The sequence below is a fragment of the Ruicaihuangia caeni genome, from assembly GCF_040536845.1.
In the GTDB taxonomy this organism is placed as follows: Bacteria; Actinomycetota; Actinomycetes; order Actinomycetales; family Microbacteriaceae; genus Ruicaihuangia; species Ruicaihuangia caeni.
In genome coordinates, this window is sequence record NZ_CP159582.1 from 433,428 (window position 1) to 452,019 (window position 18,592).

13 protein-coding genes are annotated in these 18,592 nt (G+C 68.5%); 6 read left to right on the forward strand and 7 right to left on the reverse strand.

Features of this window, described 5'->3' with window-relative positions:
- Positions 1-7: 7 nt before the first annotated feature.
- Positions 8-2,371, forward strand: a complete 2,364-nt coding sequence (locus ABV606_RS02030) for an HAD-IC family P-type ATPase (protein ID WP_353988149.1) — start codon at positions 8-10, stop codon at positions 2,369-2,371.
- On the opposite strand, the gene ABV606_RS02035 is transcribed toward ABV606_RS02030, so the two are convergent.
- A complete protein-coding gene (locus tag ABV606_RS02035) occupies positions 2,352-2,750 on the reverse strand; it encodes a hypothetical protein (protein WP_353988150.1) in 399 nt (132 codons plus the stop codon). The genes ABV606_RS02030 and ABV606_RS02035 overlap by 20 nt on opposite strands.
- A gap of 13 nt (positions 2,751-2,763) precedes the next feature.
- Positions 2,764-5,169 carry a phosphoenolpyruvate synthase gene (gene ppsA, locus ABV606_RS02040; RefSeq protein ID WP_353988151.1) on the reverse strand — a complete coding sequence of 802 codons (2,406 nt, stop codon included), beginning with the start codon at positions 5,167-5,169 and terminating at the stop codon, positions 2,764-2,766.
- Between the two features lie 276 nt (positions 5,170-5,445).
- On the opposite strand from ppsA, the gene ABV606_RS02045 reads away from it, so the two are divergent.
- Positions 5,446-8,019 (forward strand): cation-translocating P-type ATPase, encoded by a 2,574-nt coding sequence (locus ABV606_RS02045; RefSeq protein WP_353988152.1) that lies wholly within the window; start codon positions 5,446-5,448, stop codon positions 8,017-8,019.
- A 97-nt stretch (positions 8,020-8,116) separates the two neighbouring features.
- On the opposite strand, the gene ABV606_RS02050 is transcribed toward ABV606_RS02045, so the two are convergent.
- The 5 genes from ABV606_RS02050 to ABV606_RS02070 form a co-directional block, all read right to left on the reverse strand.
- Positions 8,117-8,374, reverse strand: coding sequence for a DUF1918 domain-containing protein (locus tag ABV606_RS02050; protein ID WP_353988153.1), 258 nt, complete (start codon positions 8,372-8,374; stop codon positions 8,117-8,119).
- A 12-nt stretch (positions 8,375-8,386) separates the two neighbouring features.
- Complete coding sequence (locus ABV606_RS02055) at positions 8,387-11,494, reverse strand: HAD-IA family hydrolase (RefSeq protein ID WP_353988154.1); 3,108 nt, start codon at positions 11,492-11,494, stop codon at positions 8,387-8,389.
- Positions 11,495-11,562: 68 nt separating this feature from the next.
- A complete protein-coding gene (locus tag ABV606_RS02060; RefSeq protein ID WP_353988155.1) occupies positions 11,563-12,546 on the reverse strand; it encodes a universal stress protein in 984 nt (327 codons plus the stop codon).
- A 137-nt stretch (positions 12,547-12,683) separates the two neighbouring features.
- The gene (locus ABV606_RS02065; RefSeq protein ID WP_353988156.1) at positions 12,684-13,847 is read right to left on the reverse strand and encodes a hypothetical protein; all 1,164 of its coding nucleotides are present in this window, start codon (positions 13,845-13,847) and stop codon (positions 12,684-12,686) included.
- Positions 13,844-15,151 carry a sensor histidine kinase gene (locus ABV606_RS02070; RefSeq protein WP_353988157.1) on the reverse strand — a complete coding sequence of 436 codons (1,308 nt, stop codon included), beginning with the start codon at positions 15,149-15,151 and terminating at the stop codon, positions 13,844-13,846. Before ABV606_RS02070 ends, ABV606_RS02065 begins: the two co-directional genes overlap by 4 nt.
- A gap of 110 nt (positions 15,152-15,261) precedes the next feature.
- Here ABV606_RS02070 and ABV606_RS02075 point away from each other — a divergent pair, with 110 nt between their 5' ends.
- The 4 genes from ABV606_RS02075 to ABV606_RS02090 all read left to right on the forward strand — a co-directional run bounded on the left by ABV606_RS02075 (position 15,262) and on the right by ABV606_RS02090 (position 18,590).
- Positions 15,262-15,687, forward strand: a complete 426-nt coding sequence (locus ABV606_RS02075) for a GntR family transcriptional regulator (protein WP_281487424.1) — start codon at positions 15,262-15,264, stop codon at positions 15,685-15,687.
- A complete protein-coding gene (locus ABV606_RS02080; RefSeq protein ID WP_281487423.1) occupies positions 15,684-16,580 on the forward strand; it encodes an ABC transporter ATP-binding protein in 897 nt (298 codons plus the stop codon). The genes ABV606_RS02075 and ABV606_RS02080 overlap by 4 nt, the downstream gene beginning before the upstream one ends.
- Complete coding sequence (locus ABV606_RS02085; RefSeq protein WP_353988158.1) at positions 16,577-17,353, forward strand: hypothetical protein; 777 nt, start codon at positions 16,577-16,579, stop codon at positions 17,351-17,353. The genes ABV606_RS02080 and ABV606_RS02085 overlap by 4 nt, the downstream gene beginning before the upstream one ends.
- Before the next feature lie 367 nt (positions 17,354-17,720).
- Positions 17,721-18,590: a hypothetical protein gene (locus ABV606_RS02090; RefSeq protein ID WP_353988159.1), complete on the forward strand. Its 870-nt coding sequence runs from the start codon at positions 17,721-17,723 to the stop codon at positions 18,588-18,590.
- Positions 18,591-18,592: the final 2 nt, after the last annotated feature.

The following is an 18,592-nucleotide window of genomic DNA, read 5'->3' on the forward strand; positions in this document are numbered from 1 at the left end:
GAACGCGGTGCCGGACGACTCCGTGCGGTCGATCCTGCGCATCTTCTCGTCCAACGTGCTCACGGTCTTCAATGCGGTGGTGGGCGGCTGCTTCTTGTTCCTGCTCGTCTTGGGAGCTTGGCAGGACGCCCTCTTCGGCTTCTTCGTGCTCGCGAACACCGGTATCGGGCTGGCTCAGGAGTTGCGTGCCCGGCACACGCTCAACCGCCTCGCGGTCCTGAATGCGCCTCGAGCGCTCGCGCGGCGGAACGGCGAAGACGTCGAGTGCGGGGTGGCCGACGTCGTGCTCGATGACCTGCTCGTGCTGCGGCCTGGCGAGCAGCTCGTGGCCGACGCGGTCGTCGTCGAGTCGCAAGGGCTGGAGGTCGACGAGTCGGCGCTCACGGGTGAAGCGAACCCGGTGCTCGCCGCGGCGGGGCGCGAACTGCTGAGCGGCGCGGTCATCGTCGGCGGTGCTGGACTCGCCAGAGTGGTGCGGCTCGGCACTGAGTCGTATGCGTGGAGGATCACCGCGGAGGCCAGGAGGTTCTCCCTGGTCGACAGCGAGCTGCGCCAGTCGATCGCCCGCGTCATCCGATGGGTCTCGCTCGCACTGATTCCGTTCGGGGCGGTCATCGTGAACGGTCAGATGCAGGCGGTCGGCGGTTGGCAGTCGGCCTTCTCGAGCGGCGCGTGGCGTGACGCGGCCGTGGCGGCGGTCGCGAGCATCATCGCGATGGTTCCCGCTGGCCTTGTCTTCATGACCTCGGTCGCGCTCGCGGTGGGAGCGGCGAGACTCGCTCGCCGTCGCGTGCTGATGCACGAGCTCGCGGCTGTGGAGATCCTCGCCCGAGTGGACGCGCTGTGCATCGACAAGACCGGCACGCTGACCGACGGCTCGCTCGTGCTCGACCGCGTCGAGACTCTCGGCGACGGCGTCGAGGGCTGGCAGAGCGCGCTGGCGTGGTTCTCGTCGGATCTCGCGGCGAACGCCACGACCCTGGCGATCGGTGCGGCATTCGGTTCAGAGCCGGATGCTGCTCCCTCGCGCACGGTGCCCTTCTCGAGCCGCCACAAGTGGAGCGGGGCGCAGTTCCCCCGTGGGCCTGCCGGCACCTGGGTGCTCGGCGGCGCCGACGTCCTCCTCCCCCGGCTCGGCGCATCGGGCGACCTGGAGGAACGCGCGGCGTCGATGGCGGTGAGCAGCCGAACGCTCCTGCTCGCGCATTCCTTGGAACCGCTTCCCGACCGCGAGGACGGGAAGGCGCCGGACCTGCCTCGCACGTTGACGCCGGTCGCGCTTCTTGCCCTCAGGGAACGCGTGCGCCCCGACGCGGCGGAGACCATCCGCTACTTCGCCGAGCAGGGAGTGCAGCTCTACGTCATCTCGGGCGACGACCCGAGAACGGTCGCCGCCGTCGCTGCCGAGGCCGGGATACAGGGCCCTCTCGTCGGTGTCGACGCCCGCACGCTGCCGTCTGACCCGACGCTGTTGCAGGAGACGCTTCGCACGGAGCGCATCTTCGGGCGGGTGACCCCGGAGCAGAAGCGGGCCATGGTGCTCGCCCTGCAGTCGCTCGGGCGCACGGTCGCCATGACGGGCGACGGAGTCAACGATGCTCTCGCGCTGAAACGCGCGGATCTGGCGATCGCCATGGGCACCGGCACTCCAGTTGCACGAGCCGTCGCGAATGTCGTGCTGCTCGATGACCAGTTCACGAGCCTTCCGGAGGTCGTGGCCGAGGGCCGGAGGGTGATCTGGAACGTTGAACGGCTGGCAAAACTGTTCCTCTCGAAGACCGTGTACGCGATCATGCTCGGAGTGGCCTTCGGTGCGCTCCTGCTGCCCTTCCCGTTCCTGCCCCGACAGCTCTCCGTGGTCGATGGGCTCACGATCGGGCTGCCGGCGATCGCGCTGGCGCTGCTGCCGGATGCGCCCGTCTACCGGCGAGGCTTCCTCGGGCGCGCTGCACGGTTCTGCATTCCCTCGGGGATCATCGTCGGCGCGGCTGTGATCGCCGCATCGGGGTACTCCTTCGCGACGGGTGTGCCGACGGCCGAGGTGCGCACCACGGCGGTGATCACCCTCACGCTGAGCGCGCTGTGGGTGCTGGTCGTGCTCGCCCGGCCCTTCACGGTCTTGACGGCGAGCATCGTCGTGGGCGCATACGCGGGGTTCGTGCTCGTGCTGATGATCCCATTCGCCTGGCGGTTCCTGGAACTCGCGCAACCCCCTGCGGACGCACTCGCCGTCGGCATCGGCACTGCGGCAGCGGCGAGCGTGTGCCTCGAGATCGTGCATCGAACGCTTCGTCGTCGGCCCGCGCGATCGACCAGTCCCAGCCGGCGGGATGCGGCACGCGTCCCGCCGCTCAGACGCCGTCGTCGCTGATCTCGTCGAACCAGCGGGCTGACATGTTGGCCGATCGCGCGCGCTCCAGCGCAGCCGCCGCGTCAGCGGCGTACTGCGCAGCTTCCTCGAGCGCCACCTGAGCGCGGACCCATCCGGGGTTCTGCGGATCCCGCGGGTCGTGCTCCCCCGCATGATGCACGCCCAACTGCGCTCGCCCGTGCCAGGAGGCGAGCTCCGCATAGGCTGCGGCGACGGTCTCCTGTGCGGCCTTCAGCACGCTGAGCACCTCGGTGCTCTCCGAGGGCTTCGAGAACGACGAGACCGCGTCTGCCACCGCCCGGGCTGAGCGCTCGAGTTCTCGGGCCAGGGCGAGCGGGTCGGTCGATGTGTCTTCCTGCACGGTGTCGTCCCTTTCCATGAGAAGCCGCGGCCTACCGCAGCCCGGCGCTGGAGGCTGACCGCATCCGCTCGGCCTCAGCGATCACGGTGACCGTCTTGGCGAAGCTGTCGGGATTCAGCGAGATCGAGTCGATCCCCCGCGACACCAGGAACTCGGCGAAGTCCGGATGGTCGCTGGGGCCCTGACCGCAGATCCCCACTTTGATCCCGGCATCATGAGCGTCATCGATCACCTGGGCGATGAAGCGGGTGACGGCCTCGTCTCGTTCACTGAACAGCTCGGCCAGCGCCTGGGAATCACGGTCGACGCCGAGCACGAGCTGGGTGAGGTCGTTCGACCCGATCGAGAACCCGTCGAAGCGTGAAGCGAACTCGCTGGCGAGGATCACATTCGACGGCACCTCGCACATCATGTACACCTCGAGACCGTCCTCACCACGCACCAATCCGTTCTCGGCCATCACTCCCAGCACGCGGTCGGCCTCAGCGATCGACCGGCAGAACGGCACCATCACGATGACGTTTCGGAATCCGATCACGTCTCGCACCCGCTTCAGCGCGCGGCATTCCAGCTCGAACCCGTCACGGTACCGCTCGCTGTAGTAGCGCGACGCTCCGCGGAACCCGATCATCGGGTTCTCCTCGTCGAGTTCGAAGTCTTCGCCGCCGACGAGCTGGGCGTACTCGTTCGACTTGAAATCGCTGAGTCGCACGATGACCGGATGCGGGGAGTACGGCGCCGCGAGCTTGGCGATCCCGAGCGATAGACGCTCCACGAAGAACTCGGCCGGATCGCCGTAGGGCTCGGTGAGCTCCTGAATCGTGCGCCGATCGTCGTCGCGGCTCACTCGATCGGGGTGGGCCAGCGCCATGGGGTGGATGCGGATCTCGTTCTCGATGATGAACTCCATGCGGGCGAGCCCCACGCCGGCCGCCGGCAGGCGCCACCAGCGGAACGCCGTCGCCGGAGTAGCGATGTTCACCATCACGGCGGTTCGGGTGGCGGGCAACTGCGCGAGCTCGATGGTCTCCGACTCGTATGGGAGCTCACCGTCGTACACCCGTCCCTGATCTCCTTCGGCGCAGGACAGCGTGATCGTCTGGCCGTCAGCCACTGCAGACGTCGCGTCGCCGGTGCCGACGATCGCAGGGATGCCGAGTTCTCGGCTGATGATCGCAGCGTGGCTCGTCGTGCCGCCACGGTCGGTGATGATTCCCGCAGCCCGGGTCATGATGGGCACCCAGTCGGGGTCCGTCATCTCGGTGACGAGCACCGACCCGTCGCGGAAGCGCTCGATGTCCGACGCTGTCGCGATCACGCAGGCCTGCCCGACGGCGATGTCGTCGCCAACGGCGGCACCAGTGGCGAGCACGGTTCCGGTCGACGCGAGATGGTGCACCGTGAACTGCGTATCGCTCTTCCGCGCCTGCACCGTCTCGGGTCTCGCCTGCACCAGGAAGAGCTCTCCGGTGACACCGTCCTTCGCCCACTCCATGTCCATGGGCTTGCCGTAATGCTCTTCGATTCGAACGCCCCAGCGCCCCAACTGGATGATCTCGGAGTCGTTCAGCACGAATGCGCGACGCTCCTGCTCAGGGGTCTCCGCTAGACGGGTCCCCGGCATCCCCTCCACCGCATAGACCATCTTCCGCGCCTTGGCGCCGATCGTCTTCTCGATGATGGGAGCGAGAGACGGGTCATCGAGGAACGGCTTGAAGACCATGTACTTGTCGGGGTTCACCATCCCCTGCACGACCGTTTCACCGAGGCCCCATGCGCCGCTGATGACGACGACATCCGGGAACCCTGTCTCGGTCTCGATGGAGAACATGACTCCGGACGCTCCGACATCGGAACGCACCATTCGCTGCACTCCAACCGACAGTGCGACCTCGAGGTGGTCGAACCCCTTGACCTCGCGATAGCTGATGGCGCGATCGGTGAACAGCGAGGCATACGATCGCCGGCAGGCCTCGAGCACGGCATCGTCGCCGCTGATGTTCAAGAAGGTCTCCTGCTGACCCGCGAAGCTCGCGTCGGGGAGATCCTCAGCGGTCGCGCTGCTGCGGACGGCGACGGTTGCGCGGGCCTTTCCTGGCGTCACCGGGAGCGCTCCGTACGCAGCGATGACCGCGGCGCTCAAATCCTGAGGGAAGGGGCTCGCCAGAATGGCGCCGCGTATGGCATCGCCGGCCCCGCGCAGCGTGACAGCGCCCCTGTGGTACTGCTCGATCTGCTCCCGGATGAAGGACTCCAAGCCGTTCGCCTTCAGGAACGCCCGATAGGCGGCGGCCGTAGTGGCGAAGCCCTCCGGCACGCGGATGCCGGCATCCGCCAGAGAGCGGATCATCTCGCCGAGCGAAGCGTTCTTGCCGCCAACTGCAGCGATATCGCCCATGCCGACAGCGGCGAAGGGAACCACGTATTCCTTGGTCATATCACCCGATCCGAATGGCTCGTTGGTGGCTCGTTGGTGCTCGTTGGTACCTCGTTGGCGAGATTGTCAGCCGGTCGCACCAAGGCCCCCAGAGTCGTTGGTCCCGCACCGGTCGTTGACGGAACAGCCGGTGGTCTCGTACGGCGGCGAGCTGACGGCGTCATCGCACAGTCGCTCCGCCTCTCGACGGCAGACCCTCTTCGCGGGAACATCTGTGCATGGAGCGATCGACGGCGACCGAATCCGCCCCGACCCGGCACACACCCGAGACTTGACGTGACTGAGCCGGTCGAGCCCTCACCAACCGGCTCCGCCGAGCGCGGCGCTGCCGAACGCGGGGCTGCCGAGGGGTTGGCGTCGGCGGTCGCGCGCCAACGACTGTCCGTCGACGGGCCGAACACCCTTCCGGCGCTGCGGCGCCCGTCGGCGCTTCGGTCGCTCGCTCGCCAGTTCACGCATCTGATGGCGCTGCTGCTGTGGGCTGCCGCAGGGATGGCGCTGCTCAGCGGCACTCCTGCGCTCGCGATCGCCATCGTGACCGTCATCGTGCTCAACGCCGTGTTCGCCTTCTGGCAGGAGCACCGCGCCGACCGTTCGCTCGACCGGTTGGCCTCGCTCATGCCGGCCTCGGCGCGCGTCGTTCGCGACGGGCGACCCGTGACGATCGATGCCGCCGAGCTGGTTCGCGACGACATGCTGCTGCTCTCCGCCGGCGACCGGATTCCGGCCGATGCAGTCATCGTCGGAAGCGAGGGGCTCCGCGTCGACGAGTCGATGGTCACCGGTGAGAGCCTCGCTGTCGATCGGGGCGAGGGCCAGCCGCTGATCGCCGCGACCTTCGTGGTGCAGGGGCTCGCGCGCGCGAAGGTCACCGCCACCGGCTCGGCGACCCAGCTCGCGGGCATCGCAGCACTTGCGAGGTCCACCCGCCGGCCTCCCAGCCCGTTGACGCGAGAGTTGAATCGCGTCGTGCGCATCATCGCGTTGGTCGCGGTGCTGACGGGCACCGGTCTGGCAGCGATGGGCCTGACGCTCGGTCTCGCCGGGGCCGAGGCGTTCCTCTTCGGAGTGGGCGTGGCTGTGGCGTTGATCCCTGAAGGGCTGCTTCCCACGGTCACGCTGTCGCTCGCGTTCGGTGCCCAACGGATGGCCGAGAAGAAGGCACTGGTGCGCCGGCTCGATTCGGGGGAGGCTCTCGGCTCGACGACGATCATCTGCACCGACAAGACGGGGACGCTCACCCAGAACCGCATGTCGGCCGTCGAGGTCTGGACGGAGTCGGGCTCGGTCACGATCGACGGAAACGGATACTCGCCGGAAGCCTCCATCAGCGGGGGCGAGCAAGCACGCGCGGTACTCGGCGAGCTCGCCCGGTCGGCGGCCCTGTGCGTGACCGGCCGAGCGGTGCTGAGGAGCGGCGAGTGGAAAAGCGATGGCGACCCGTTGGAGGGCGCGCTCTGGGTTCTCGCATTGCGCTGCGGAATCGCCGCGTCAGATCTGGAACCGAGTGCGAGAGCGCCCTACACCGGCGAACGGATGCTGAGCTCCGCGACGCTCGACCACGAGTCGCACGTGCTGGGGGCACCTGAGCGGGTGCTCGACCGCTGCGCGCGCATACCGGCCGGTGCCGCAGCAGCGCTCGACGACCTCACACGCCGAGGCCGGCGCGTGCTCGCCGTCGCCCGCGGCACAGCCGGACCGCAGGCGGAGACCGGGCTAGCCCTGCTGGGCCTGGTCGGGCTCGAGGATCCGCCTCGCCCCGATGTGCGGGAGTCCATCGAGGCGTGCCGAGGCGCCGGCATCCGACTCGTCATGGTCACCGGCGATCATCCCGGCACGGCCGTCGCGATCGCGCGGGAGGTCGGACTACTGCTCCAAGGCGGCGCGACCCTGACCTCGCCCCTTGACGCCGATGACGAGATTCTCGCGGCGACCCTCGACCGACCCGAGGGCGCTGTGGTCGCACGCGTCACACCGGCCGACAAGGTGCGGATCGCGCGCGTGCTGCGGGCCCGAGGGCACGTGGTCGCAATGACCGGCGACGGGGTGAACGATGGTCCGGCACTGCGAGAGGCGGATGTGGGCGTCGCTATGGGGGCCAGCGGCACCGACGTCGCCCGCGAAGCCGCCGATCTGGTGCTCCTTGACGATCATTTCGGCACCATTGTCGCGGCCATCCGGCAAGGACGCACCACCTTCGCGAACGCGCGCCGCTTCCTGACGTACCACCTGACCGACAACGTCGCCGAGCTCGCGCCGTTCGTCGCCTGGGCGTCGACCGGCGGCGAGTTCCCGTTGGCGATCGGGGTGCTGCAGGTGCTCGCGCTCGACATCGGCACCGACATGCTGCCGGCCCTGGCCCTCGGGGTCGAGCCTCCGAGCCGCAGGGCGATGACCCGACCGCCCGGGAGGCGTCGCCTCATCGACGGGACGGTGCTGGGGCGGGCGTTCGCGCTGCTCGGACCGGTCGAGGCCGCCCTCTCTCTCGGGGCCTTCGCAGCGGTGCTGCTCTCGGGCGGGTGGACGTGGGGAGCTGTGCCGGACGGGAACCTCTTGGCCATGGCATCGGGCAGCGCATTCGCGGTGATCGCGACGTCTCAGATGGCCAACGCGTTCGCCTGCAGGAGTGAGACCACTGCCGTCTTCTCGCTTCGGCTGCTCGGCAATCGTCAGCTGCTCTGGGCGATCGCCGCCGAAGCTGCGCTCTTGATGGTCTTCCTCGGTGTGCCGAGCGTGAGCGCACTGCTCGGCGGAAGCTGGCCGACTCCACTCGGGTGGGCGTTCGCCATTGCCGCACCCGCGGTGGTGATCGCGGTGGACACGCTGCAGAAGCGCCTGTCGCGACGCTGACTGCGCGCCACTGACCATGGGGTGCAGACCCATGGGGTGCAGACCCATGGGGTGCAGACGCATCGCGCGACGTGCAATGAGCGACCGCCCCGACACCTCACTCGGCCGGTGGAGCACTTCCGAAATGCTCGACGTGCGCGTCGGCGCCCGGGAAGATGAGCGCGGTGTGCCCGTTGTCAGACCATCGCACAAGGTACGGAGGCGAGCCGTCGGCCGACTGCACTTCAAGGATCTCAGCATCCCGATCAGGTTCGTCCACGTGGGCGCTGTGCACGACGAGGCGATCACCGATCTTCGCGTACATGGCCCTCCCTTTCACGAGCAACGAGCGGAACATCGACACGCTGCCCGTCACTGCGGCGCACGCCTAGGGGCCTTCGTCCCGCGCGGGTCGAAGGCGGAAGCGATGCGCATCTCCCCCGCCCATCAGCTTCACCGCTCCGTCCACCCCGACGCGCACAGGCGGGGCGGTCGAGCGACGCAGCGATACGTCGGCGCCTGTGGCCTCGATGGTCACATCGACACGGTGACCTCGGTACCAGACCTCGAACCGGAGCCGTTTGATCCTCGACGGGAGTCGGGGTGAGAGGCGCAAGCTGTTCTGCTCGGTTCGAAGCCCGGCGAATGAGTGGACGGTCAGTCCGGCAGTGCCGGCCATCGCTCCGAGGTGGATGCCTTCGCTCGTCGTCCCGCCCTGGGTGTCGTCGAGATCTGCGACGAGAGCTGCCCGATACACCGACCACGCTCGTGCCGGATCGACCTCCGTGAGGATTGCGGCGTTCGCCACGCGGCTCAGCGTGGAGCCGTGCACGGTGCGCTTCAGGTAGAACTCGACGGTGCGGTCGAGATCGTCGGATGGCAGTGGGTAGCGGAGCCTCCCCAACTGTCGCTGCAGGCCTTCACGACCGAGCAGGTAGAGCAGCATCAGCACGTCAGGCTGCTTTGTGACCTTGTACCGCAGAGATGTGTCGCCCTCGGACTCCAGGATCAGATCGATCCGGCTGAGATCTTGGTATCGCAGGCGGTAGCCCTCCCAGTCGAGCTCCTCAAGGCGGTGGAAGTCCTCGAATTGATCGAGCAGCCCGTCGGGACTGAACGGCACGGCGAGCGACGTGCTCAGGACACGCCAGCGGTCGAGCTCACCATCGTCGACGGCGAGACGTTCCCGGATCGCCTCAGCCGCGTGGCCTTCCAGCACCGCGAGCGAGTCGAGTGCCCGCTCCCACGTCCAGGCCGCCAGGACGTTGGTGTACGTGTTGTCATGAAGCCCCTTGCCGGGCGCGTCAGGGTAGCCGTCGTGATACTCGTCAGGTCCCATGACGCCGAAGATGTGCGCTCGTTCGTCTCCGGAACGGTGCACCACCAGCGATGCGAAGTAGCGCGCGACCTCGATGATGAGCTCTGCTCCCTGCTCTGCGAGCCATGAGAGGTCCCCGGTGAGCTGGAAGTGCTGCCAGGCGTCATATGCGACCGCCAAGCCGACGTGCTTCTGCAGAGCGGAGTGATCAGCCACCCACCGTCCTGACAGGGGGTTGTAGTCAGCTGTGGGCGTCTGCTCAGTGCCATCGCCGGCACTCTGCCAGGGGAAGCAGGCCCCGGTCGCGCCCTCGGCACGAGCGATCTCGCGGGCGGCCGGGAGCCTGCGCCAGCGGTATTCGAGCAGCGCACGGCTGACGTGCGGAAGTCTGTGCCCGATCACCGGGATGACGAACAGTTCATCCCAGAACACATGGCCTCGGTAGCCCTCGCCATGGAGGCCACGTGCTGGCACTCCGGCATCCAGTGCTGCGGTGTGCGGCGAGATCGTTTGCAGCGTGTGGAACATGTGCAGGTTCAGCACGAGCTGGCAATGCCGGTCGGCGTCGATGTCGATGGCGAACCGGCTCCAGAGGCTCGTCCAGACCCGCTCGTGGCGGCGCAGCAGCTCCTCGACGTCACCGGAGTTGCGGTGCAGCACCGCCGCCGCTCCGGCTGCGGGCGACGTGATCGCGGAATCTCTCGAGGTGGCGACGCCAACGGTCTTCGCGATCACCACGGGGAGCCCATCACTCACTCGCAACTGGAACTCGTGCTGATACCCGCGGCCGGCGGCCTGCGACCTCACGCGTTCAGGTTCCGCCCCCGACACAGCGACCCGAACGGCCATCGCGATGCGGATGCCGCTGGCAGACGTCACGGATTCGAAGAGACGATCGCCGTTTGGGAGAGACGTCGAGGCGAACCCCGTCAGGTGCGAGGACCCGTGACCCTTGTCGCGGAGCACGTTCGCGTTGTGAACGGATCCATCGACGCCGGCGCGGATCGTGACGGTGCCGCTGAACCCGAGCGGCGTCACCGTGGTCTGCAGCACCGCCAGGTGGGGGTCGTGCATCGAGGTGAACCGGCGTTGCACGATCGCCAATCGCTCGCCGGCTTCGGTGCCGAGCACGAGAGAGCGGGTCAGCACGCCGGCCTTCAGGTCGAGTTCTCGGCGCTCGCCAGTCGTCGAATATGAGTCGCGCGACCACCAGCCGTCCGTTCCGATACGGATGTCGAGCGGCAGCCAGTTCGGCACGTTCACCAATTGCTCTTCACGCACCGCGCGCCCGTGCACGACAGACTCGGCGGTGTTGTACACACCGGCGAGGTAGGTGGCCGGATAGTGCACGCCGTCATCGTGGGACTCGGGACTCGCTCCCCTCGTTGCCATGTAGCCGTTGCCCAAGGCGGTCAATGCCTCGCGGTGCCCCTCGTGCGCGGGATCGAAGCCTTCGTATACGAGCTTCCACGGGTGCACGCGTGACTCGCCGAGGTCGAGCTCGCCGACATCATCCACGACGATGTCGGCTCCAGCGGCCTCCAGCGCTTCGCGCTGACCCAGGCGATCGACTCCCACCACGAGTCCGAATCCGCCCCTTCGACCCGCTTCGACCCCGGCGATCGCGTCTTCGATGACCGCTGTCTTCTCCGCCTTCACGCCGAGCCGTCGAGCGGCCTCGATGAACATCGCCGGGTCGGGCTTGCCGCTCAGATGCTGCAGCTCGACGACGTGCCCGTCGATGACCGTGTCGAACATGTCGTCCACGCCGGCTGCTGCCATGACGGGGTGGGCGTTGCGGCTCGCCGACACGAGTCCGACAGCGACGCGTCCCGCGCGCAGACGCTGCAGGAGAGACGCCGTCGCCGGGAACACGCCGACCCCTTCCGCCGCGATACGTGCGAGAAACAGGTCGTTCTTCTTCTTGCCGAGCCCGGCCAGGCTCCATGTCCCAGCCGGATCGCGCGCGTCGCCCCTCGGGGCCGTGATGCCCCGCGACGAGAGGAAACGGCGGATCCCGTCTTCGCGCGTCTGCCCGTCGAGGTACTCGAGGTAATCATCGATCGGATCGAACGGCGGGAGTCCTCTGCTCGAGAGAATCGGATCGAACAGCTCGGTCCAGGCTGCGGCATGGGCTGAGGCGGTGTTCGTGACGACGCCGTCGAGGTCGAAGAGCACCGCGTCGAAGGGCAGCCCCGTTATGGTCGAGGGCGAGGGGGCCGATCGCCGTGGATTCCGCACCCCACTCAGCTCTCCCCGTGCTTCGGACGCACCACCGCGGTCACCCCGGCGGGATGCAGCAGTATCGAGCGGCTCACCGAGCCCAGGAAGTACCGGTCCATGCGACCGCGTCCATGCGACCCGATCACGAGCATCTCGGCCGTACTGGCCTCATTCCGGAGTGCCGATACGGGGTCATCCTCGATGAACTCGCCTTCGATCTTGAGCCCCGGGCTCCGCACATCGAGCTCAGCGATCTCGCGCTGCAACACGCGCTGATGCTCCATGCGCGTCTCCGCGAGCTCAGAGGAGCGCTCGAGCGACGGCGGAAACCATGCATGCACGACCCTCAGCGGGCGCCGGAGCACACCTGCCTCCCGCGCCGCGAAGCGGGCCGCCGCGCTGTCGCTGTCGTCGCCCTCCACGCCGAGCACGACCGGCCCGGTGGGTCCCGGTTCCCACTCGCGCGGAACAACAACGGCAGGGCACCACGACGCCTCGGCCAACTTGACGGAGAACGTGGATGCCAGAAGCACATCGGCGAGTCGCGTGACCCTGTAGCTTCCGACCACGACCAGGTCGGCCGAGATCGATGCCTCTTCGAATCGGTCGCGCGCATCACCCTCCTCGACGCGTGTGCTGATCCTCGTCGAGGGCGCGAGCGCCGCGAGCGCACGCGCAGCGCGCTCAGCCACCTCTTCGGCTTCACGCCGGAACGCCGCTGCATCCCGCCCGCCGATGAACCGGTCGGGCTCGGCGACCGTCAGCACCTCGACATCGAGCCGGTGATGCTTGCTGCGGTGGGCGACCCATCGCAGTGCGCCCTCGCCGGCCGGCCCACCGTCGCCGGCGAGCACGACTCGCTCGACCCGGGGGTCCGCCGCGTGCTCCTCGAGCTGCGGTTTCGGCGTCGATTCCTGCTGTGTCGAATCCTGCTGTGTCGATCCCTGCTGTGTCGATCCCTGCTGTCTCGATCCCTGCTGTGCGCCGTTCGCCACCTCGTTCGCCACGTCGGCTCCTTCGCTCGGGCTCCTTGGCTCGCGCGGTCGAGACCGCGCCACAGATACCGTGCTCGTCATCCTCTGCAGCGCCGATCGAGGTTCGAAGAGGCGAAAGTCCCGAACCGAGCGTCAGCGGCGGGAGGTTGCTACGTCGCCCCTGCTCCCGGCATCCCGGAATGCCCGGGGATGGTGAACGCGATCCGCAGCCGAGCGCCATCGTCCATCCGGAACTCGTCGACGGTTCCGCGCAGCGCGAGGAAGTACGGCGCGAGCCGCAGTTGCAGCCCGTCGCCTGGAAGCTGGGCATCGATGCTCACCGACACCGCGGTGGCTCCGCGTTCAGTGCCCCGCAGCTCGACGCGCACCGTGCCGGCACCCGCGTCGAGCTGGTCGATGATCGCGCTGATCATCCCGCCGAACGCCACCCGCTGGTCGGCCCGCATGCGCTCGGCCGACTGTGCGGGATCGCTCACCGAGATCCGATCGTCTCCCATCGAGTCGAGCCAGGTGAGGCGAGATGCCGAGACCAGTTGATCGCGGATGCCGCGCGCGAGGTCGCGCGCCGTGGCCCGGTCTGCTTCTTCCACTCGGCCCGCCTCGAGCACGCGCTCGATGAACGGCACCGCCGGCGCCGTCAAGCTCGCCAGCCGTCGTCGCTCCATCGCCTCGACCCGCGCCCCGCGCGATGCGTCGAGCGCGAGTTTGGCTTTCGCCCGCTGTTCCAGCAGCGGCAGCATCCGAGCGACCACGGATACCGAGAAGGTGGTCGACGCGGCGATGCCGCTGGTGAGCGGCGAAGCGATGATGAACATGGCGCCGACCGGCCCCCACTCGCCCCAGCTGCCCGAGACGGCGAACGCAGCGATCGGAACCGCGGTCAGCGTGGCCGCGGAGCCCAGCATCAGGAGAGCTCGCGCCGGCAGGTAAGGTGCCAGGCTGCCCAGCGTGAGGGCGAGTCCGAACGGCGCCCACCAGAGCTCGATACCGATCCGCGCCTCGGCATAGCCGAGAGCCGAGAGGAGGAACGCCGCTGTCGACATGGAAAGCGCGAGCGCGGCGCCCGCCCAGCCGATTGGCGGTCGCAATGGGCGGCTGATCGCGTGCACCACCATGCATCCGCCGAAGGCAAGCGCGACGGCGAACAACTGCAGGAGAGGGCTGCCTCCGGCGTCCCAGTTCAGCACGGTGAAGGCGGTGCCGTATGCCAGAGCGAGCGCGCCGAACACGAGCGGCACGAGGGAGCCGGTGAACCAGTTGACCGGGTCGGTCTCGTGCGCCGATAGGCGGAAGAAGGGCCGATGCGCGGTCATGACGCCCCCTCGAGCGGTGCCGGCACGGTCAGCATGACGGAGGTTCCGACGCCGGGCGACGACCAGATGCGAGCACGGCCGCCGACGCCCTCCATGCGCTCGCGCACCGAGACGCGCAAGCCGAGGCGGTCGTCGCGAACCTCGTCGGGATCGAAGCCCACTCCCTGGTCGACGATCAACGCGGCGAGCTCCTGATCGTCGGCCATGACGTCGAGCTCGGCGCTCGAAGCGCCCGAGTGCCGCAGCACGTTCTCGAGCGAGGCACGCACCGCGGCCACGAGCGCCGCGGACGCCTCCGCGCCGAGCCTTTCGTCCGCCGAGTCGGCGATGGTGAGCTGCACCGACAGTCCGCGCCACTGATACTCGGGCACCAGCTCCGCGAGGGCCTGCCTCAAGCTGCGCTCGTGGGATGCGGTCGCGGGGTCGTTGCCGCCCGAGCGTCGCTTCGCCGCATCCGTGCCGGCATCGCCACCGGCGCGGTCGCTGGTGGGATCGCCCGCACTATCGGGATCGCCTGCCCTGTCGCCCGCGGCGGGGTTGGCTGAGAGCCACTCGGCGCGCTTCACGGTGTCGAGATCGGTGCGCAGCCACTGACTCGTGCGGTGATCGATCGCACCGCGAAGATTCATGATGACCGCGAGGTCGCCGAGCAGGGTGTCGTGCACGACTGCGGTCGTGCGTTTCGCGAGCCGCTGGCCGTGCGCGATCTGCAGCATCTCGCGTTCGAGCTCGTCGAAGTTCGGCATCCGCTCGCGTGCACGGCGCTGCACGGCTGCGAGCGTGAGGTACGCGACTGATCCCACCACCAGTACCATCGCCGGGCCGAACCCCGGCCGGTACGGAACCTCTGCGATGGCGGATGCCGAGAACCCGCTCGCGGTCGCGACCGCGAACCCGAGTGCGAGCCACCCGATTCCCACTCGCGCGGTCGTCACGGCGGCACCGACCGCGGTCAAGGCCAGCATGGGCCGATTGAGCAGGAACAGTGCCTCATCGAGCAGCGCAGGCTGCGCATGCAACAGGGCCACCTGATAGGCGGCGCCCGCTGCTCCCCCGACGACGAGATACGCGAGCACCACGGAGACTCGAGGGCGAAGGATCGCTGCCAGCACGCCGAGGAACATCACCGCGAGCATGAGCAGTGGCAGGGGCAATTCGTGCGCGCGACCGCGCACCAGCAGCGTCTCGAGAAGCACCGGAACGGTGGAGATGAGGGTGACGGCTCCGACCACGAGCGTCACGCGCGAGATCGAGCCGGAGTTGACCGCCGCAACGGCAGCCCCCGGCAACACTCTGATGCCCATGTCGATCCCCCCGTGTGATTCTCCCGTATCCACGGCGCCCGAGACGCGCTTGACATTCGCTTCCACGCCTGATTGGTTAGTTACATCACTAATGAACCAGGGAGGCAAGCGTGGACGAAGACCGGCCGATCTTCGTGCAGATCGCTGAGCAGATCGAGAACGACATCCTCTCGGGAGCTCTTGAGGAGGAGTCGCAGGTGCCGTCGACGAACGAGTTCGCCGCCTTTCACCGCATCAACCCCGCGACCGCCGGCAAGGGCGTGAACCTGCTGGTGGATGCCGGCGTGCTGTACAAGCGCCGCGGTATCGGCATGTTCGTCGCCGCGGGCGCCCGAGAGCGCATCGCCAGCGAGCGACGCGCACGCTTCGCCGACGAGTTCGTCACGCCGCTCGTCGCCGAGGCACGCAAGCTCGGCATCGGCGACGCCCAGCTCATCACCCTCATCCGCGACCACACGACCAAGGCGAGCGCGGCCCAACCGCTCGCTCAGACATCCGCTACCAAGCGAACCCACACGCAGGAGAAATCGAAATGACACGATCCCCCGTCATCGAGACGGAAGGACTCACTCGCCGGTTCGGCGACCTCACCGCGGTCGACGACGTGACGTTCTCGGTGCAGGAGCACAGCATCGTCGGCCTGCTGGGCCGCAATGGCGCCGGCAAGACGACCGTCATGCAATTGCTCACCGGGCAGGACTTCGCGACGAGCGGCGAGATCCGCATCTTCGGCGAATCGCCGGTCGAGAACGCTTCGGTGCTCAGCCGGCTCTCGTTCATCAAAGAGAGCCAGCGCTACCCCGAGGACTTCAAGCCCAAGCACGTGTTCAAGGCGGCGCCCTGGTTCTTCGAGCACTGGAACGAGGAGTTCGCACAAGAGCTGATCGAGGAGTTCCGGCTCCCGCTCAACCGCCGCATCAAGAAGCTCTCGCGAGGCCAGCTCTCGGCAGTCGGTGTGATCGTCGGTCTCGCGGCCCGCGCGCCGCTCACTTTCTTCGACGAACCGTATCTCGGGCTCGACGCGGTCGCCCGCCAGTCGTTCTACGATCACCTGCTCGCCGACTATGCCCGGCATCCGCGCACGATCGTGCTCTCGACCCACCTGATCGACGAGGTGAGCGATCTGCTCGAGCATGTGCTGGTGATCGACGACGGCCGCATCATCATCGACCAGGATGCCGAGAGCCTGCGCGGCAGCGTCACAACCGTCGCGGGGCCCCGGCACGCAGTCGAGCGCTTCGTCGAGCATCGCGAAGTGCTCGCGAGCGACCGGCTCGGCGGGCTGGCGACCGCGACCCTTGAGGCGCTGACCCCTGCCGAGCGACGCGAGGCCGCCGATGCGGGCCTCGAGCTCGGGGGCGTGTCTCTTCAGCAACTCATCGTGCGCCGCACTCGTGCGCACGCCTCGGAATTCGGAGCGGAATCATGACCGACCTGGCCATCAGCACCCCCGCCGTGCGGCAGCGCGGCAGCGAGTGGCAGCGCATCTGGAACGTGGTGCGACTGCACTTCGTGAACATCGGCACGACGATCGCCGTGCCGAGCATGATCATGGGCTTGATCTTCCTCGCGAACCTCGCGATCTGGGCGATAATCCGAGCCTCGCTCGCACCGGGCGACCGCACAGACTTCAGCGAAGGCATGCAGTGGAGCGGCTCCACCTTCTACATCTTCGTGTACATGCTCGTGGTCGCCGTGCAGGCGATCAGCGCGACGTTCCCGTTCGCGCTCGGCCTCAGCACGACCCGTCGCGACTACTACCTCGGCACGGCAGCGAGCTTCATCCTGCTGTCGGCGGGCTACGCGGTCGCGCTCACGCTGCTCTCGCTGCTTGAGGAGGCGACGAACGGCTGGGGCCTCGGGGGCCGCATGTTCGTCACGAACTACTTCAGTGACGGCCCCGTGCTCGAGCGCTTCTTCGTGTTCTTCGCGGTGATGCTGTTCTTCTTCTTCGTCGGCTCGATCTTCGCGAGCGTGTGGATGCGGTGGCGCGCCTACGGCGTCATCGTGCTCGGAGTGCTGCTCGCGGCGCTCCTGCTCGGCGCCATGCTGCTGATCGGCGTCACCGGCAGCTGGGGCGCGGTCGGCGACTGGCTCGTGTCGAACCGCGCGCTGGGCGTCGCCTGGTGGTCGCTGCTGCCGACGGCCCTCTCGGCGGTCGCCGGGTTCTTCCTGCTCCGGCGGGTGACGCCGCGCAACTGAGGCAGCGCGGCTGAACCTGGCCGCGGCCTGGCTGCCACCGGTCCACGGCCTGCCCGCGGCGTGGCCGGCGCGCGGCGTGGCGTGCCCGGGGCGTGGCCTGCCCGCGGCGTGGCCGTCGCCGTCGCCGTCGCCGTCGCCGTCGCCGTCGCCGTCGCCGTCGCGAGGGTTTGCTGCACAAGCGCGGGTTAGAACCCGCGCAGCTGCAGCAAACCCTCGCGTGAACGGCCGCGGCGAGCGCGGACGGCGCTGCGGGGACATGCTGGAACCGGCCCGCGAGAGCCCCCGAACTCTCCCGAGCAACACCCCGATCCCACCCGAACCCTTACCCCGAGCAACTCCTCATCGCCCGAGATCAGGAGCCCCCGACATGTCAGCCCCCGCGGCAGGAGCGAGCGCGCACCCACCGTCTCGGGCGCCCGTCACCGCCGCCCGGCGTGCCGCCAGTGCCGAGGTGGCGCGCGACAGCATCCGTGCCCACGCCGTCTCCGCTCCGGCATCCGGCTCGGCGGCGAACGCGGGCGTGCGGGCCTGGCGAGTCGTGCGCCTGCACTTCGTGAACTTCTCGACGATCGTGATCGTGCCGTGGATCGTGCTGTTCGCGATCGCGCTGCTCTCGGTCGCGGTCTGGGCCGTCGTGCTGAGCGCCTCGCCCGTCATCGTCACGGCCGCGCCCCTGGCGCTGTGGTCGGGCGCGGTCTTCTACCTCTTCGTCTACATGAGCGTGGTCGCCGTGCAGGCGATGAGCGCCACGTTCCCCTTCGCGCTCGGCATCGGATCCACGCGACGCGACTACGCCGTCGGCACGGCGCTCGCGTTCACGCTGCTCTCGGCCGGCTACGGTCTTGCGCTCACCGCGCTCTCCGTGGCAGAGGAGGCAAGCGGCGGCTGGTGGCTGGGTGGCCGCATGTTCGCCACACCCGGACTGACCGACGGCCCGGTGCTCGAGCGGCTCGTGGTGTTCTTCACTGGGCTGATGCTGTTCTTCTTCGTCGGAGCGGTCTTCGCCGGAGCCTGGCTCCGCTGGCGCGTCTACGGCCTGGTCGCTCTCGGCGGTGCGCTCGCCTCGCTGTTCGTGGCGCTCCTGTTCGGCGTCACTGCCACGGGCAGCTGGGCCAGCCTGATCGACGCCCTCGTGCGGCTCGGCGCGTTCGGCGCGAGCCTCTGGTCTCTGGTCCCCACCGCGCTCGCCGCCGTCGCCGCGTTCCTCTTGCTGCGCCGCGTCACTCCGCGCGGTTGAGC

Coding starts and splice junctions, on each gene's coding strand:
- ABV606_RS02090 (WP_353988159.1), top strand. CDS start 17,721: ATGTCAGCCCCCGCGGCAGGAGCGAGCGCGCACCCACCGTCTCGGGCG.
- ABV606_RS02080 (WP_281487423.1), top strand. CDS start 15,684: ATGACACGATCCCCCGTCATCGAGACGGAAGGACTCACTCGCCGGTTC.
- ppsA (WP_353988151.1), bottom strand. CDS start 5,169: ATGACCAAGGAATACGTGGTTCCCTTCGCCGCTGTCGGCATGGGCGAT.
- ABV606_RS02070 (WP_353988157.1), bottom strand. CDS start 15,151: ATGGGCATCAGAGTGTTGCCGGGGGCTGCCGTTGCGGCGGTCAACTCC.
- ABV606_RS02065 (WP_353988156.1), bottom strand. CDS start 13,847: ATGACCGCGCATCGGCCCTTCTTCCGCCTATCGGCGCACGAGACCGAC.
- ABV606_RS02085 (WP_353988158.1), top strand. CDS start 16,577: ATGACCGACCTGGCCATCAGCACCCCCGCCGTGCGGCAGCGCGGCAGC.
- ABV606_RS02035 (WP_353988150.1), bottom strand. CDS start 2,750: ATGGAAAGGGACGACACCGTGCAGGAAGACACATCGACCGACCCGCTC.